Raw genomic sequence first — 17,475 nt, 5'->3', positions numbered from 1 at the left:
TGGAAGGTGTGAGATTTCAGTTAGTTTGCCGTTTTTTAGTTATTGATAATACATTGAAAGTAGGTAAGATGTGTGATAGAGTTTCGAAATGTTTCCAAAATGTATCCGAATGGCACAAAGGGATTGAATAATATAAATTTAAAGATTCAAAAAGGTGAGTTTATTGTAATGGTCGGATTATCCGGAGCCGGAAAATCTACACTTCTCAGATCCGTAAATCGTCTTCATGAGATTACCGAAGGAGAAATCATTATTGAAGGTGAGTCTATTACTTCTGCGAAAGGAAAAGGATTAAGGCGTATGCGCCGGGATATCGGTATGATCTTCCAAAGTTTTAACCTTGTAAAGCGATCAACAGTATTAAAAAATGTATTAGCTGGTCGTGTTGGATATCATTCCACACTACGTACAACGTTAGGTTTGTTTCCGAAAGAAGATGTGGAGCTCGCATTTCAAGCATTAAAAAGAGTGAATATTTTAGAAAAAGCATATGCACGTGCTGATGAATTATCAGGAGGACAACAGCAACGTGTATCGATAGCTAGAGCATTGGCGCAAGAAGCAAAAATCATATTGGCAGATGAGCCTGTTGCATCGTTAGATCCACTTACGACAAAGCAAGTGCTAGATGATTTGAAAAAAATTAATGAAGATTTTGGAATCACGACAATTGTAAATTTACATTCTATTGATTTGGCTAGACAATATGCGACACGCATTATCGGATTACATGCAGGAGAAATTGTTTTTGACGGTTTAGTAGAAGAAGCAACGGATGAAAAATTTGCTGAAATTTATGGGGACGTTGCTCAGAAAAGCGAATTATTAGAGGTGGCAGTAAAATGAATGACATGACGATATATTCAAATGAAATACCGAAGCCGCCGAGTAAATTGAAACATATGTTAACGTTTATTTTAGTTATTTTAATGCTGTGGAGTAGTAGTGTACAAGTAGATGCATCATTTTCAAAACTGGTAGACGGTTTTCCAAATATGGTAGATCTATTGAAAGAAATGGTGCCACCTGATTGGAGTTATTTTCAAGTTATTACAACAGCGATGTTAGATACAATACGTATGGCGATTATTGGGACGACCTTAGGAGCGATTTTAGCTATTCCACTTGCATTGTTTGCAGCAAGTAATGTGTTTACTAACACATTTTTATATAGTCCAGCTCGAATGATTTTAAATTTTATACGAACGATACCAGATTTATTATTGGCGGCTATTTTCGTAGCGATTTTTGGAATTGGGCCACTTCCAGGTATTTTGGCTCTTACTTTTTTTTCAATTGGACTTGTAGCGAAATTGTTGTATGAATCAATTGAATCAATTGACCCTGGCCCACTAGAAGCGATGACAGCTGTAGGGGCTACTAAGGTGCAATGGATTGTTTATGGAGTCATTCCACAAGTAAAAGCACACTTTGTTTCCTATGTACTATATACATTTGAGGTGAATGTACGTGCAGCGGCTGTCCTAGGTTTAGTAGGAGCAGGTGGTATTGGACTATATTATGATCGTACACTTGGATTTTTACAATATCAACAAACTGCTTCTATAATTATTTATACCCTTATTGTTGTTTTGTTAATTGACTACATTAGTACATTGTTGCGGGAGAAACTATAATGAATAGAACGACGATGATTGTGCCAAAACCGAAGAAACTGAGTGTATATCGCTGGGTTATTTTTATAGCAATTACATTTGTTTATGTTTGGGCCTTTTCAGGAGTACCATTAGAAGGGATAAAGGACACAGCAGGTGAAATCACGAAAGTAATTATGACAGGGGTATTGAATCCAGACTGGTCGTATGTATCTTTGCCAGATGGTGAAGATTTATTGCATGTATTAATTGATACGTTGGCAATTGCGATATTAGGTACATTTATTTCTGCATTTTTATCTGTTCCGTTTGCCTTTTGGGCGGCAACGAATATGAGTAGTGGAAAATTAACTTCAGGATCTGGAAAATTTGTACTTAGTTTTGTTCGTACGTTTCCTGAATTAGTTATGGCTCTTTTATTTATAAAAGCTGTTGGTCCAGGCTCTTTTGCAGGAGTATTAGCCTTAGGATTACATTCTATTGGAATGTTAGGAAAACTATATTCAGAAGGAATTGAAAACATAGATAAAGGACCGACGGAAGCGTTACTAGCAACAGGAGCAAACCGTTTTCAAATACTTTGGTATGCAGTGTTACCACAAGTGTTACCAGACTTTCTATCGTATACGTTATACAGATTTGAAATTAATGTACGATCCGCTGCGATTTTAGGGGTTATCGGAGCAGGAGGGATTGGTACACCTTTAATTTTTGCGCTGAGTTCACGGAATTGGTCTCGTGTTGGGATTATTTTATTAGGTATTATTTTAATGGTAATTATAATTGATTTGATTTCAAGTTCGATTCGCAAACGGATTGTTTAACTTATTTGAAAAGCATCGAAGTTAGATGCTTTTTATATTTTTAAAAACGTATTTAAAAACGTAAGTATAGAAGAAATTTGTATAAATATACAGATAATTCTCTTTCTTTTTAAAATAAAAATAATGAAAAAGTATGTCATATTGAATGCCCATACATTCCCGGAAACATTGATTTTTTTATAAAAAATCAAAAAAATATCAACATATTTGTCGATACATGTTGTATAATCTTGCGTGGGAAGCTATCATATAAATGTATAAAACGTTTACTAATATAAGCGAAGGGAAGAATAGCATGTCACATTCAATCGAACAACTTTCTATCAACACGATTCGCACATTATCCATCGATGCGATTGAAAAAGCAAACTCTGGTCACCCAGGAATGCCAATGGGTGCAGCACCAATGGCTTATACATTATGGACTCAATTTATGAAACACAATCCAAATAACCCAACGTGGTTTAACCGTGATCGTTTCGTATTATCTGCAGGTCATGGTTCAATGTTATTATACAGCCTACTTCATCTATCTGGTTATGATGTAACAATGGATGACTTAAAGAACTTCCGTCAATGGGGAAGCAAAACTCCAGGACATCCTGAGTACGGTCATACAGCTGGTGTAGATGCAACGACTGGTCCACTTGGACAAGGTATTGCAACTGCTGTAGGTATGGCAATGGCTGAAAGACATTTAGCTGCTAAATATAACCGTGATGCGTATAATGTAGTAGATCATTATACATACGCTATTTGTGGTGATGGAGATTTAATGGAGGGCGTTTCTGCTGAAGCATCTTCATTAGCTGCTCATTTACAATTAGGTCGTCTTGTTGTGCTTTATGATTCAAACGATATTTCATTAGATGGCGATTTAAATCGTTCATTCTCTGAAAGTGTAGAAGATCGTTACAAAGCATACGGATGGCAAGTGATCCGTGTTGAGGATGGAAACGATATTGAAGCAATCGCGAAAGCAATTGAAGAAGCGAAAGCTGACGAAAAACGCCCAACGCTAATTGAAGTAAGAACGACAATTGGTTTCGGTTCTCCAAACAAATCAGGAAAATCAGCTTCACATGGTTCTCCACTTGGTGTAGAAGAAACAAAATTAACGAAAGAAGCATATGCTTGGACTGCTGAACAAGACTTCCACGTAGCAGAAGAGGTATACGACAACTTCCGTAAAACAGTACAAGATGTTGGTGAAACTACGCAAGCAGAGTGGAACACTATGCTAGGTGAATATGCGCAAGCATACCCAGAATTAGCAAACGAATTCCAAGCAGCAATGAACGGTCAACTTCCAGAAGGTTGGGAGCAAAACTTACCAACTTATGAATTAGGATCAAAAGCAGCAACTCGTAATTCTTCTGGTGCTGTAATTAATGCAATTGCAGAGTCTGTACCATCATTCTTCGGTGGATCTGCTGACCTTGCTGGTTCTAACAAAACATACATGAATAACGAAAAAGACTTTACAAGAGACGATTACAGCGGTAAAAACATTTGGTACGGTGTACGTGAGTTCGCAATGGGTGCAGCAATGAACGGTATTGCATTACATGGCGGTTTAAAAACTTACGGTGGTACGTTCTTCGTATTCTCTGATTACTTACGTCCAGCAATTCGCCTTGCAGCATTAATGCAATTGCCAGTAACGTATGTATTCACACATGACAGTATCGCTGTTGGTGAAGATGGTCCAACACATGAACCAGTCGAACAATTAGCAGCGCTTCGTGCAATGCCGAACGTTTCTGTTATCCGTCCAGCTGATGGTAACGAATCTGTTGCAGCTTGGAGACTGGCTTTAGAATCTACAAACAAACCAACTGCTTTAGTATTAACTCGTCAAGACCTTCCAACATTAGAAGGTGCAAAAGATGATACGTATGAAAAAGTAGCAAAAGGTGCATATGTAGTTTCTGCAAGCAAGAAAGAAACGGCTGATGTTATCTTACTTGCAACTGGGTCTGAAGTAAGCCTAGCTGTTGAAGCTCAAAAAGCATTAGCAGCGGACGGCGTTGACGCAGCTGTTGTCAGCATGCCATCTATGGATCGTTTTGAAGCTCAACCTGCAGAGTACAAAGAATCTGTATTACCAAAAGCAGTAACAAAACGTTTCGCAATCGAAATGGGTGCTACATTCGGATGGCACCGTTACGTAGGTCTTGAAGGAGATGTGTTAGGTATCGATACATTCGGTGCTTCTGCTCCTGGTGAGAAGATTATGGAAGAGTATGGATTTACTGTAGAGAACGTTGTTCGTAAAGTAAAAGAAATGCTTTAATGATTTCAGAAAAATCTCTCCGGCATGGAGAGATTTTTCTATGTAAATGAGTTTTTTCGACAGAAAAAGTTTTTTATCTCTCCGCAGTCAGACAATCATTGCAAATTTTCTTATATATAATGAAGGGAAAAGGTTGTCCAGATTGGGAGGGGAAAAATGAAAACGTATGAATTGTATTTAATTCAAGAGGATATTGCGAAATCTTATTTTGGTCGTGAATATTTGTTTTTTGATTTATTTGCTCGATTTTCAGAATCTGGGTCCCTTTCGGAGAAAAAAGTGTTATATAAACAAATGATGTATATAACGAAACCATTGCAAGTAATGAAAATTCATCATAAATTAGAACAAGCTTTGCGCGTTCTTGGTAAATATGATAGAACACATCATACACATACACTTTATACGGGAGCGGAGTACGGTGAAATAATGGTGAAACCGCACTATATTCGTATGAATACCTCTGGAAATGTCTCTATGGAAACGACTTTCTTTGAGGTGTTAAGAAAGTGTGAATTAACATTTTTAGCTATGGATTATGAAAATACAAAGTACGGATGGCTGAATCCTCTAAAACAAGTACGAACATATGTGTAAAAAATGTCGAATTGTATCTTGTCTTATTGAAAAGGTTTTAGTACACTGTAAGGTAGACAACATGAAGGAGGAAAATATATGCCAATTTGGTTAGGTATTCTAGTGGGCGTAGTAGCACTAGTAGCAGGCGTGGCGTTAGGATTTTTCATTGCCCGCAAATACATGATGAATTACTTACAAAAAAATCCACCAATTAACGAACAAATGTTAAAAATGATGATGATGCAAATGGGACAAAAACCTTCCCAAAAGAAAATCAATCAAATGATGAGCGCGATGAACAAGCAACAAATGAAATAAGCGCTAAAAGACACTCACTAAGAGTGTCTTTCTTTTTGTTAGTTACAGTTTTTAAAACTTTTAAAAATTCTGTATTTTTGGTAAACTGAAAACATCGCTCATTTTAAGGGAGGAGGAAAAAAATGAAAGTGTTTATGAATTTAGCGTGGTTTTTTAAACAAGAAAAACGAGCGTACATAACCGGAATTATTTTATTATTTGGCGTTGCACTTTTAGAGCTCGTAGCACCAAAAGTAATTGGAATCGTTGTAGATGAAATTAATGATGAAACATTGACGACCGATAAGTTACTAAAATGGGTTGTACTATTAGTAATTGTAGGTATTACGATGTACATATTGCGTTACATATGGCGTATTATGATTTTCGGGTCTTCGTTAAAATTAGCTCGCCAATTACGAAAAAATTTATATGAACATTTTACAAAGATGAGTCCATCTTTCTATCAGTCAAATCGAACAGGTGATTTAATGGCACATGCGACTAATGATATTCAAGCAATCCAGCAAACTGCTGGAGCGGGTGTTTTAACGCTTGTTGATTCATTAGCTGTTGGGGGATGTGTACTCGTAGCGATGGGTTTTACAATTAGTTGGAAGTTAACATTGTTAAGTTTAATTCCGATGCCGATTGTAGCCATTTCGACAAATTATTATGGAACGTTATTACATAAAAGGTTTCATAAAGCACAGCAATCGTTTTCGGAAATTAATGATAAAGTGCAAGAGAGTATGAGTGGAATGAAAGTGATTCGATCGCTTGGACAAGAGAAAGAAGATTTGCAGGCGTTTCGAAAAAAATCAGAAGATGTTGTGCATAAAAATGTGTTAGTTGCACGTATTGATTCGTTATTTGATCCGACAATCGCTCTTATCGTTGGATTTTCTTTTTTAATTGCAGTATGTTACGGATCGGTATTAGTTGTAAGAGGTGAATTAACAGTAGGTGATCTCGTTACATTTACGACATATTTAGGTACCCTCGTTTGGCCAATGTTAGCGTTTGGATGGTTGTTCAATATTATGGAGCGTGGGCGTGCTTCATATGACCGTGTAGAAAAAATTCTTTCACAAAAATCAGATGTAGTAAATAGAGAAAATGCTGTACATACGATAGCGAGCGGTAATGTTTCATTTGCCATTGATTCATTTTCGTATAAGAAAAATGAACTGTTACATTTAAACGATATTCACTTTGATTTGAAGAAGGGCGAAACGCTAGGAGTTGTAGGACGTACAGGTGCAGGGAAAACGACTTTATTAAAATGTTTAATCCGTGAGTATGATCATTTTAATGGTGAATTAAAAGTTGGGGAGCGAGATATTCGAGATTTAACACTTCATGGTGTCCGTTCTGCCATTTCATATGTGCCGCAAGATCATTTTTTATTTTCAGCAAGTATTGGTGAGAATATTGCCTTTGGAAAGGCGGATGCTACATATAATGAAATTACCCAAGCTGCAGAGATTGCTTGTATTCATAATGATATCCTCCAATTTTCAGAAGGATATGAAACAGTAGTAGGGGAAAGAGGCGTTTCGTTATCTGGTGGTCAAAAACAGCGAATCTCTATTGCTCGTGCTTTATTAACAAATGCTGAAATTTTAATTTTGGATGATTGTTTATCAGCGGTAGATGCAAAAACAGAAGAGACAATTTTAAGTGCCTTAAAGAGGGAAAGAGCAGGGAAAACGACGATTATTACTGCACACCGATTAAGTGCAATTCAGCATGCTAATCTTATTCTTGTTGTTGATGAAGGTAGAATTGTACAAAGAGGTACACATGAGGAATTAATGAAGGAAAACGGCTGGTATAAGGAAATGTATGAAAGCCAGCAATTAGAAGCTTTAGTCGAGAAAGGAGGCGTATGATGGTAGAGAAGAAGCGAAGTGATTTAAGTAGATTGCTTTCTTATATGAAGCCATATAAAGGGTTGCTATCTTTAGCATTTATCTTTTTAGTTGGTGCGACAGTAACGGAAATGATGGGGCCTTTTTTAATTAAACAATTCCTTGATGAACACCTAGTACCGCGGGATTTTGAACGATCAGCACTCGTTACTTTATTTGTAATTTACATAGTTGCTCATTTATTAAAAGTATTATTTACGTATTTAAATCTATTGTACTTTCAGAACATTGCTTTTAAGATTGTTCAAGATATGCGAGTTGAAGTATATGAACATGTTCAAAAGCTGTCATTAAGTTTCTTTGATCGTACGCCAATTGGTACGCTCGTATCTCGTATAACGAATGATACGGAAGCGATTAAAGATTTTTATGTCAGTGTATTATCAACATTTGTGAAAAATGTAGTCTTTTTAGTAGGTATTTTAATAGCGATGTTTTTATTAGATGTAAAATTAGCGTTATTTTCTCTCATATTAATTCCGATAATGTTCGCGATTATGGTATTATATCGCCGGAAAAGTGCAGCTTTTTATTTAGAAGTACGTAATCAACTAAGCGTGTTAAATGCAAAATTGAACGAGTCCATACAAGGAATGAATATTGTTCAAGTGTTCAGACAAGAAAAACGTATGAGAAAAGAGTTTGAAGAAGTGAATAATAAACATTATAGTGCAGGGCGACGTACTTTGAAGTTAGACGCATTACTTTTACGACCAGCTACGGATTTAGTACATATTGTAGCTATTGCGTTAGTACTAGGTTTATTTGGGATTGATGCTTTAAAGAGCCCTGTTGAAGTAGGAGTTTTATATGCTTTTGTTAACTATATACATCGTTTCTTCCAACCTGTAAATGAGATGATGATGAAATTGTCCTTTTTCCAACAGGCACTTGTTTCGTCATCACGTGTATTTCATTTAATGGACGAGAAAGATTTAGCACCGGTTCAAAAAGGCAATGAGAATCCTCAAGTTGTCGATGGAGATATTGAATTTAAAAATGTTACTTTTTCATATGATGGAAAGCGTGACGTTTTAAAAAATGTATCATTTCACGTGAAACAAGGGCAAACGGTTGCTTTTGTTGGGCATACTGGTAGCGGAAAAAGTACGATTATGAATTTGTTAATGCGATTTTATAATATTAAGTCGGGAAATATTGTAATAGACTGTGTAGATTTAGAAAAATTTGAAGAACGAGAAATTAGAAAGAAAATAGGACTCGTATTGCAAGATGCATTTTTATTTGCTGGAAATGTAAAGCAAAATATTCGTATGTATAATGAAGAAATTACGGATGAAGAAGTAAAAGAAGCTGCTCGATTTGTGCAAGCGAATACGTTTATTGAAAAGTTACCAGAGCAGTATGAAACAGAAGTAGTAGAAAGAGGTGCAGCATTTTCAAGCGGTCAACGACAATTAATTGCTTTTGCTAGAACGATAGCAACGAATCCGAAAGTATTAGTATTAGATGAAGCAACAGCTAATATCGATACAGAAACAGAAGAGGCTATTCAAACAGCGTTGCAACAAATGCGAAAAGGTAGAACGACGATAGCCATTGCGCATAGGTTATCTACAATTCAAGATGCAGATCAAATTTTTGTGATGCATGATGGAGAGATAGTAGAAAGAGGAACACATCAAGAATTACTAAGTGAGCAAGGTTTGTATTATAATATGTACTTGTTACAAAATAAAGGGAGTTTGCAAAAGGCCTTGTAAATACAAGGTCTTTTTTATTTTGTATACAAAATATATTTACTCTTTGTTTCTATAGCATAAATGTCGTGTCCTCTTATGAAATTTGTACATATTGTATGTATACGAAGTAAAAAAATTAATAGGAGATTTTATATGCAAAACAGATCGAGTTCAAATGTTACGTTAATTGATGTGTCTCATTGGGAAGGGAATATTGATTGGAATGCAGTGAAGGCATCTGGAATTCCAGCAGCGTATGCAAAAGCGACAGAAGGTGTAAATTACATTGATCCTACTTTTACTAAAAATGTACAAGCAGCCCGAAGTGCGAATGTATTAATTGGTGCATACCATTTTGCACGTCCAGAACAAAATGATGCAATTTCAGAGGCGAAATATTTTGTGAGTATATTACAAAGTAACCAGACAGACTTAATGCCAGTTCTGGATTTAGAATCACCAAAAGATCCGAGTAATAGTAATTTAACTGGTAGCGCTATATCGAATTGGGCAAGAAGCTTCATAAATTATGTGAAACAGGCTACTGGAAAAGATGTAATGTTATATACAGGAGTTTGGTATATTAATGAGTTCGGAATTAGCGGATTAAGTGATATTCCACTTTGGATTGCTAAATACTCGAGTACACCGCCTGCTGATGCTGGTGGATGGACAGCGTGGACAGCATGGCAGTACACAGATTCTGGACAAATTTCAGGTGTAGGAAATTGTGATGTATCAGCTGCAGTTTCACTAGAAGCTTTACAAGGGAATGGAGCAAGTGGTGGAGGGAATGTTTCTCCGCCTAATAATGCAACTCCAGTGTACGGGGTTGCTATAATTAATGGAGATAATGTGAATTTGAGAAGTGGACCATCTTTGCAGTCTAGTGTAATTCGCCAATTGAATCGCGGCGAAACATATGAAGTTTGGGGAGAACAAGATGGATGGCTTTGTTTAGGGACAAATCAGTGGGTATATAATGATCCGAGTTATATTCAGTATAAACATTATGTGGCGACTATTACTGGTGATAATGTAAATTTGCGTGATGCTCCATCATTAAAAGGAAATGTTATAAGACAGTTACATCATGGTGAATCGTATCGAGTATGGAGTAAGCAAGATGGATGGCTTTGCTTAGGGACAAATCAATGGATATACTACGATCCAAGTTATATTCAGTATGGTGTACAATAGAGTGAAAATAAAAGGTGCCCCGTCAGAGGTGCCTTTTATTAAAAATATACAACTTTTACAAAGTCTGTATCGAAACCATAGTATACTATAGTAGATATATTTATAAAAAATAATCGAAAATGAAATAAAGGGGTAAAAATATGAATTATGTGCTAATAGGTGCGGTTTTAATATTATTAGCTGTAGTATTTGTGCTGTTTTATAAAAATAAACAGTTAGAATCAGAGAGTCAGCAAGTAGAATTTGAAAAGAAACAAGCGATTGAAACGTATAAAAATGAAATTGCAGCTACGGTGATAGAGCATACAGAACAACAAAATAATTTGAAAAATATGGAACAGAAAAAATACAATGATTTACAAGTAAGTGCAAATAGAGAAATTGAAAATATGCGTATGATGAAAAATCAATTAGCTGTGCAGCATAGTAAAGAACGTAGTGAAATACAAAATAAACATAATAATGAAATACATATGTTTCAAAAATTAATTGCAAATTTACGAGAATATACTAAAAACGGCGCTGAAATGAATACGTACGAAACATTACATTATATGAAGCGAGGATTCATAGAGCAAGGCATCATATTAGATGCTGAAATTCAAATCATGCCGAATGTTTTTATTAAAAATAATAGTGAAATAAACGATAATCGAATCCATCATCTCATCTTGTGCAAAACTGGTATTTATCTACTTGAGACGAAAGAATGGGAAGAGAAATTAGTTCATGGTTTAACGAAAGAAAATGCTGGTATATATTCATTTATGATTGATGAAATGGGTAAGTATCAACAAGAAGTTGAAAAAGAAGAGACATTTGAATATATAGTAGGTAAAGATTCGTCAACTATACAAGTGAAAAATGAAGGGAATCCAGTATATAAGGCGAAGAAACTATCTCAAATTTTATACAATTGTTTGAAAGAAATGCAGACTAATAGTATAAAAGAAAAGGTAAAACCAGTTGTATATTTTTATAATGAAAATGGAAAAGAAATAATAGATCTTTCTAGTGAGGAAACACCTAGATTAAAAGATCGGGAGCAAATTGTAACGTTCTTCAGAAATGAAATCTTAGCAGGGAAAATAGTATATACAGTGCAAGAATTAGAACAGATTCGAGAAATGATTAGCAGGATGAATTATATAGTGAGTTAAAAGGGGGGATCTTTCTGAGCGCTATGCTACGTGGCATTTTGTATGTCTATTTTTGTTTGTATATAGTAATGTACATTCTATTTATATTCGTCATCGATATGATCCATATGCCCTTAAGTGTAAGGAGCATTTTTGTAGTATTCATACCATTTGTTTTATTAGTCATGGTTCAAAGGGTTATTTTATATGCTTCTAAAAATCGTAATGAAGAAAAGAAGCAAATGTCTGGGGTTTTAATAGTAGCACTCATACCATTAATAGTATGCACTGTACAACTAAGTGTAAATGAATATACGTCAAAGTTTAATCAAAATAGATGGTTAAATCATGCAGAGAAACGGATACATATGGTAGATGATCTATTACAAAAATATAAATTAATAGGGAAATCAAATGAAGAAATTACACAATTGTTAGGCGCTTCAACGGACACGAGAAGTGGGGAAGAAGGAGTTATCACTTTGTATTATCTTGGGACTGAACGTGGCTTTATTCCAATAGATAGCGAACAGCTTGTTTTCCAATTTGATAGAGATGGAAAAGTCATGGAATATACGGTGCATAAAGATTAAAGAAATGTAGAGGGAAGCTATATGTTATAGCTTCTTTTTTATTTTTCAATATGTCACGGAAGGGGGAGAAGGTTTTTGAGTGGAATAAGGAATGAAAGCGGAGGTGATGCATATATATAGATGCATTGGGTGATTATTAGTCCGATTGGTGAGGGGTAATAATTAATAAGTACGGAAAAAACCCCCACTGATTAAAGTTTCATTTTATCATATTGTATAAATGAAAAGGAGGTAAGACGGTGAAAGCAATCCCGACTGATGTCCTGAGTAAAGAATTGATGGAAAGAGAAGGAGTTATCTCTATTACAGTAAAGGAATTTGAAAAGATAGAAGTAGCTGGAGTGGTGGTCGCTGGTCCAGCAGTTATTTTGATTAATCAAGATTAAGTACATATCATTGAAATAAAAAGCATCCGTCTAGGATGCTTTTTATTTGTATGTAAGGATAAATATGATGGATAATTGTGTTACTGGAGGGAAAGTCTGTGGCAATTATTATAACAATGTTAGTAATGGGTATTTTATTAGGATTTGTTGGAGCTGGAGGAGCTGGATTTATTATCGCGATACTCACTTTGGTATTCCAAATTCCTATTCATGTTGCTCTTGCAACATCTTTAACTGCAATGGCATTTACGACATTATCAGGTGTTGTAAGTCATTACCGTGAAGGCAATGTTGCACTTATTATAGGTGGGATTGTTGGGGGATTTGGCGCAATTGGCTCTTATATTGGTTCTAAATTTGGTTCACTTATACCAGCACATCTTCTTCATTGGTTTACAGCTGGGATGTTATTTTTATCGGCAATTTTTATGTTTATTAAATTAATTATGTTCCAAAAAAAAGAACAGTCGTCTTTATATAAACATAAAGAGTTTTCCGTGAAATACTTGTTGAAATGTGTATGCCTTGGATTAGTTACTGGAATGATGGCTGGTTCATTTGGGATTGGTTCTGCACCGTTTATTCAACTTGGATTAATGGTTCTATTGGGACTTACGATTCAGCAATCTGTAGGGACAACAATGCTTGTTATATTACCGATTGCAATTGGAGGCGGGCTAGGATATAGTTCGGAAGGATATTTAGATTATATATTGTTATTGCAAGTATTGATTGGGACCATGTTAGGGGCATACATTGGTGCGAAGTTTACAAATTATGCACCGCGAACGCTTTTGAGGTTTTCGATGATTATGACACCGGTTTTAGCTGGATGTATGCTATTGATGGAATAAAGTGAAATTATAATCAGCAGGGGGTTACTGCCTACAAATAGCGGGATAAAATTAATATAGCAAACTATTAATATATTTTACGAATGAATTATATAGGTAATTCATATTTCCCATATAAAAGGATTTGTTTTAATATTATGAGTGTAAAGTTCGAGTATTCGAAGTACTACTTGAATTATATCCCTATCCCTTTTCTAAAAATGCGAACAAGTTTTGCCCTATTCTATTCAATAGTTAATTGCATAGAAATATATTGTTCGATGACCATTATGGAACGTACATAATGGGAAAATCCCGATCCTTAAAGAGGATGCCCCTAATCTTCATGTGAAAATATGATCGGATATGAAAGCTGACCAATTTATGGTCAGCTTTCTTTTTGTTCGAAAATTATTTCTTCTTTAATTTCTGTTTGCAATAATACAGTTTTTCCGAAGCGACGTTTGCATTCCGCGCGCACTTTTTCAAGGGCTAGTAGCTGAGTAGTGGCGGGAACTGTGACAATAGCTTGGCGAGGTTTTCGATTTTCTTCACAAAAGACACATTCCACAACATAATTAGAAATCATATTTTCATCCTTCCAGTTTTAATTTCTAAGAAGGGATTGTCTATGAAGTTGATGTAACTTTTCGTCGTTGTTTTATTATTTTCCTCTTTTTTTCAAGGGGAAAATAATAAAGAAGGCGAATTTTAGTAGGGGAGGGATGTTTATGGAGAGATGGATAGGTAGTGCAGCGGTATGTGTAAATGAAAAAAATGAAGTTTTAATGGTATTGCAGGGCAAAGAGGGAGAAGAAAAAAGGTGGTCTGTCCCAAGTGGAGGACTTGAAAAGGGAGAGACACTAGAAGAATGTTGTATCAGGGAAGTTTGGGAAGAAACGGGTTACAATGTGGAAGTTGTAAATAAAATATATGAAAAAGAGGGTATTACATACGGAATTCCAGTGTATGTCCATTATTATTTTGTTAAACAAATAGGCGGTAATATGAAAATCCAAGATCCTGATGAGTTAATACATGAAATTGCTTGGAAAGGGATACATGAAGTTGAACAATTGTGTTTAGCTTTTCCAGAGGATTATGAATTGCTGTGCCAATATATAAATAAAGAAGCAAGTATGTAAATACTTGCTTCTTTAATGTATCCAAGACAAGAAAAGCGGAACGATAACCAAACTAGCGCCTGCTGTTAAAAGCATGGATAAACTTGCAATTGTTCCTTCCACAGGACCGATTTCGAATGCTTTTGATGTACCGGTTCCATTTGCGCTCGTTCCTAACATAATACCTTTTGCGATTGCTGTTTTAATACGGCAAATACGTATGAGAGAAGGACCGAGCAATGCTCCTGTTAAGGCAGTTAAAACGACAAATACAGCAGTTAATTGTGACATACCACCAATCATTTCTGAAATAGCCATTGCGATTGGTGTTGTTACGATATGTGGCGCTAAACTATGTTCTAGTGATGAATCAATTTGAAAATAATTTGCTAGTAGTGCTGAAGTAATGACTGATAAAAACGAACCGACAATGACATTAAGTAAGATAGCCATTCCATGTTTCTTTAATAAATCAAAGTATTTATAGATTGGCCATGCAAAAGCAACTGTTGCGGGTTTTAATAATTCAGTTAACCAGTGACCACCAGATTCATATGTTTCATAAGGTGTATCTAATCCGAGCAATAAAGCAATTAAAATAATGGGACAGACGAGAAGAGGAGAAAGTAGACTCCAATTCCAGCGTTGATACATTTTTTTTGATATCCAATATGTGAATAGTGTTAATAGTAAACAAAGAAATCCGATCATTGCGTTGATCCTTTCCGCTTTAGTAGCAATTCTGTTAAAAGTCCTGTAACTAAGGTAACGCAAAGAGTGCTAATCATAATAATTAAAATGAGATCGATTCCATATTGTGTTAGTGTATCTCTGTAACGTATGACAGCGACTGCAGAAGGGATGAAAAATAAAATAAGTTCTTTTAATAAAAAATCTGCTCCGTCCTGTATCCATTCTTTTTTAACTAGGTTAAATTTTAATGAAATTAATAATAAAAAAATACCGATTATACTTCCTGGAACTGGGAGGTGTGCCTGTTTTGCAATCCATTCACCTGTCCAAGCGAAACAAAATAGTAACAAAATTTGTCCGCTTAACTTCCACCATTTCATACAGTAACCACCTCTTTCTTTTTTTACATAAAAATTGTAAAAAAGAATTAACAATTTCTACTATACGTTCATTCAAAATATTTGTCTAATATATAAATTATATGTTATTAATATATTAGACATATTAATCGAAAGTGAAAAGGGTGTCCAAAAATGGAATTACGGCATTTGCAATATTTTGTTGTTGTGGCAGAAGAGTTACACTTTGGACGGGCGGCTGCTCGTTTACAAATGACACAGCCACCACTTAGTCAACAAATACAGCAATTAGAAAAAGAAATGGGAGTTACATTATTTTCAAGAACGAAAAGAAAGGTTGAACTAACAGAAGCAGGAGAAATGTTTTTAAAAGAAGTAAAAAAGGCGTTTGAACAAATTGAAAAAGCAGTAGAAGTTGCACAAAGTGCGCAAAGGGGAGAAGTGGGATCACTTTCAATTGGTTTTGTAGGTGCAGCGATATACGATATTTTACCATCAATTGTTAGGGAATATAGAAAGAAATTTCCGAGAGTGTCTGTTGCATTACATGAATTGTCAACACCAGATCAAGTTCATGCACTTCATGATAACCGTATTGATATTGGCTTTTTACGTCCGCCAATTCCAACACAATTATTAGAATTAGAGCCAATTCAAAGGTTATCTTGCACCTTATGTTTACCAAAGGCACATCCGCTTGCAGAGAAAGATGAAATACATATAGAAGATTTACGAGATGAGCCGTTTGTATTTATTACGAGACCAGTATGGCCAGCTCTATATGATACAATTTTATCTCTTTGCAGAGAAGTTGGATTTAGTCCGCGTATTGTACAAGAAGCAACAGAGTATCAAACAGTTATGGGGCTTGTAGCAGCAGGAATTGGAATTACAGTAATACCCGTGTCGGCAAATAAGTTATATAAAACAGAAGTTGTATATAAAGAGTTATATGATTCTAATTTTGTTGCAGAAATGTCAGTGGCTTACAAAAAAATGAATAGTAATCCAGAGCTACTAGAGTTTTTAAAAATTGCAAGAGAGAAGAAAAGAATAGAAGTAGAAGATGAGTAATAGTAGTAACAGAAAATGGATTTAATTCAGATTCATAAAAGTACACCTTATTAAACAATAAAGCGGAAATGCAACTTAAGTTGCATTTCCGCTTTATTGTTCTTTTTTTAGCTCGATACTAAATAGATAAACGTGTTCATTTTCTTTTAAGAGTAGATCAATGCCTGTTTCTTCATCAATGATAGGAACGATTACAGTTTCTTTACTGGTTTGGATTACAGCAGCTAAAATCGTTTTTTGATTGTATTTTAAATTTTTTATAGATTGGATTGTAGTAGTTGCAGAGCTATTTACGATTGGTGGCGCTTCTTCAGGAACAAGTGTTGCACCACCATTAATATTAATATACCATTGCCCTTTTTCTGGTACATCTTCATTAAAGTAGGGGTATGGCGATATGAAAGAGAGTTTTATTTTCTTTTCTAGAAAATGTGAGGTAGCAATGTAAGCAATTTCTTTTGTTTTTTTACCATTGTTATAATAATCAATTGTAGCATTTATTTCATCTTTATCATTTTTAAGCGTAATGTTATAAAACATGCTATTTCCTTCTTGAAAAGGAGTCATTTGTAAAATAGAAGCTTGCTCTTTTGTTAATTTGTATGGCTCAACAATGGCAACTTCATTGTTTTTTAGTGGGCTACAACTTGTGAGTAATAATAAAGACAAGATTGATAGTAATTTTATACGCATGCAATCTCCTCCTTTTTACAATTATATTCTAAATGTGATTTTTTTATCATTTCGTTTTCTAGGACTAAAGACTTAGAAGAAATTCCGATTGTAGTGCGATGTTTAAAATGTCATATTTTTATACACTAGTAG

Annotated in this window: 19 protein-coding genes; 15 read left to right on the top strand and 4 right to left on the bottom strand. The window is 35.1% G+C overall.

The features are described 5' to 3' along the window. Positions 1 to 72: 72 nt before the first annotated feature. The 13 genes from phnC to CN409_RS22735 all read left to right on the top strand — a co-directional run bounded on the left by phnC (position 73) and on the right by CN409_RS22735 (position 13,421). Positions 73 to 846 carry a phosphonate ABC transporter ATP-binding protein gene (phnC, locus tag CN409_RS22795; RefSeq protein ID WP_000569232.1) on the top strand — a complete coding sequence of 258 codons (774 nt, stop codon included), beginning with the start codon at positions 73 to 75 and terminating at the stop codon, positions 844 to 846. After that, a complete protein-coding gene (gene phnE / locus CN409_RS22790; RefSeq protein WP_016077368.1) occupies positions 843 to 1,637 on the top strand; it encodes a phosphonate ABC transporter, permease protein PhnE in 795 nt (264 codons plus the stop codon). Before phnC ends, phnE (CN409_RS22790) begins: the two co-directional genes overlap by 4 nt. After that, entirely contained in the window at positions 1,637 to 2,440 is an 804-nt protein-coding gene (gene phnE / locus CN409_RS22785; protein WP_097981081.1) for a phosphonate ABC transporter, permease protein PhnE, read from the top strand. The genes phnE (CN409_RS22790) and phnE (CN409_RS22785) overlap by 1 nt, the downstream gene beginning before the upstream one ends. 295 nt (positions 2,441 to 2,735) lie before the next feature. Continuing rightward, entirely contained in the window at positions 2,736 to 4,736 is a 2,001-nt protein-coding gene (gene tkt / locus CN409_RS22780) for a transketolase (RefSeq protein ID WP_000019774.1), read from the top strand. Positions 4,737 to 4,892: 156 nt separating this feature from the next. Next, positions 4,893 to 5,333, top strand: coding sequence for a sporulation inhibitor of replication protein SirA (sirA, locus tag CN409_RS22775; RefSeq protein ID WP_000860652.1), 441 nt, complete (start codon positions 4,893 to 4,895; stop codon positions 5,331 to 5,333). 78 nt (positions 5,334 to 5,411) lie between these two features. Beyond that, positions 5,412 to 5,633 (top strand): YneF family protein, encoded by a 222-nt coding sequence (locus CN409_RS22770; RefSeq protein WP_001123317.1) that lies wholly within the window; start codon positions 5,412 to 5,414, stop codon positions 5,631 to 5,633. A gap of 122 nt (positions 5,634 to 5,755) precedes the next feature. Beyond that, positions 5,756 to 7,507: an ABC transporter ATP-binding protein gene (locus CN409_RS22765; RefSeq protein ID WP_000862447.1), complete on the top strand. Its 1,752-nt coding sequence runs from the start codon at positions 5,756 to 5,758 to the stop codon at positions 7,505 to 7,507. Further along, positions 7,507 to 9,270 (top strand): ABC transporter ATP-binding protein, encoded by a 1,764-nt coding sequence (locus CN409_RS22760; RefSeq protein ID WP_000229515.1) that lies wholly within the window; start codon positions 7,507 to 7,509, stop codon positions 9,268 to 9,270. The genes CN409_RS22765 and CN409_RS22760 overlap by 1 nt, the downstream gene beginning before the upstream one ends. A gap of 132 nt (positions 9,271 to 9,402) precedes the next feature. After that, on the top strand, positions 9,403 to 10,449 hold the full coding sequence (locus CN409_RS22755; protein ID WP_001181414.1) for a GH25 family lysozyme: 1,047 nt from the start codon (positions 9,403 to 9,405) through the stop codon (positions 10,447 to 10,449). A gap of 140 nt (positions 10,450 to 10,589) precedes the next feature. Continuing rightward, positions 10,590 to 11,609 carry an NERD domain-containing protein gene (locus CN409_RS22750; protein WP_001110282.1) on the top strand — a complete coding sequence of 340 codons (1,020 nt, stop codon included), beginning with the start codon at positions 10,590 to 10,592 and terminating at the stop codon, positions 11,607 to 11,609. A 23-nt stretch (positions 11,610 to 11,632) separates the two neighbouring features. Beyond that, on the top strand, positions 11,633 to 12,181 hold the full coding sequence (locus CN409_RS22745) for a hypothetical protein (protein ID WP_000943748.1): 549 nt from the start codon (positions 11,633 to 11,635) through the stop codon (positions 12,179 to 12,181). A gap of 239 nt (positions 12,182 to 12,420) precedes the next feature. Then, entirely contained in the window at positions 12,421 to 12,567 is a 147-nt protein-coding gene (locus tag CN409_RS22740) for a BC1881 family protein (protein WP_000644411.1), read from the top strand. 98 nt (positions 12,568 to 12,665) lie between these two features. Then, complete coding sequence (locus CN409_RS22735) at positions 12,666 to 13,421, top strand: sulfite exporter TauE/SafE family protein (RefSeq protein WP_000974664.1); 756 nt, start codon at positions 12,666 to 12,668, stop codon at positions 13,419 to 13,421. A gap of 367 nt (positions 13,422 to 13,788) precedes the next feature. On the opposite strand, the gene CN409_RS22730 is transcribed toward CN409_RS22735, so the two are convergent. Further along, the gene (locus CN409_RS22730; RefSeq protein ID WP_000625226.1) at positions 13,789 to 13,989 is read right to left on the bottom strand and encodes a DUF3903 domain-containing protein; all 201 of its coding nucleotides are present in this window, start codon (positions 13,987 to 13,989) and stop codon (positions 13,789 to 13,791) included. A 142-nt stretch (positions 13,990 to 14,131) separates the two neighbouring features. Between CN409_RS22730 and CN409_RS22725 the strand changes: the two genes are divergently transcribed. Then, entirely contained in the window at positions 14,132 to 14,545 is a 414-nt protein-coding gene (locus tag CN409_RS22725; RefSeq protein ID WP_000442973.1) for an NUDIX hydrolase, read from the top strand. A gap of 12 nt (positions 14,546 to 14,557) precedes the next feature. On the opposite strand, the gene CN409_RS22720 is transcribed toward CN409_RS22725, so the two are convergent. Together CN409_RS22720 and CN409_RS22715 are read right to left on the bottom strand one after the other, a co-directional pair. Continuing rightward, positions 14,558 to 15,235, bottom strand: a complete 678-nt coding sequence (locus tag CN409_RS22720; protein WP_000578954.1) for an LrgB family protein — start codon at positions 15,233 to 15,235, stop codon at positions 14,558 to 14,560. Next, positions 15,232 to 15,597, bottom strand: coding sequence for a CidA/LrgA family holin-like protein (locus CN409_RS22715; protein WP_000872365.1), 366 nt, complete (start codon positions 15,595 to 15,597; stop codon positions 15,232 to 15,234). Before CN409_RS22715 ends, CN409_RS22720 begins: the two co-directional genes overlap by 4 nt. Positions 15,598 to 15,750: 153 nt before the next feature. Here CN409_RS22715 and alsR point away from each other — a divergent pair, with 153 nt between their 5' ends. Continuing rightward, positions 15,751 to 16,650 (top strand): acetoin biosynthesis transcriptional regulator AlsR, encoded by a 900-nt coding sequence (gene alsR, locus CN409_RS22710; protein ID WP_000423234.1) that lies wholly within the window; start codon positions 15,751 to 15,753, stop codon positions 16,648 to 16,650. A gap of 93 nt (positions 16,651 to 16,743) precedes the next feature. On the opposite strand, the gene CN409_RS22705 is transcribed toward alsR, so the two are convergent. After that, positions 16,744 to 17,343, bottom strand: coding sequence for a hypothetical protein (locus CN409_RS22705; RefSeq protein WP_001220622.1), 600 nt, complete (start codon positions 17,341 to 17,343; stop codon positions 16,744 to 16,746). Positions 17,344 to 17,475: the final 132 nt, after the last annotated feature.

The sequence above is a fragment of the Bacillus sp. AFS012607 genome (genome assembly GCF_002558005.1).
Lineage (GTDB): Bacteria > Bacillota > Bacilli > Bacillales > Bacillaceae_G > Bacillus_A > Bacillus_A thuringiensis_S.
Note: the sequence above shows the minus strand (reverse complement) of the source record. Positions and strands in the feature narration are given on the sequence as shown.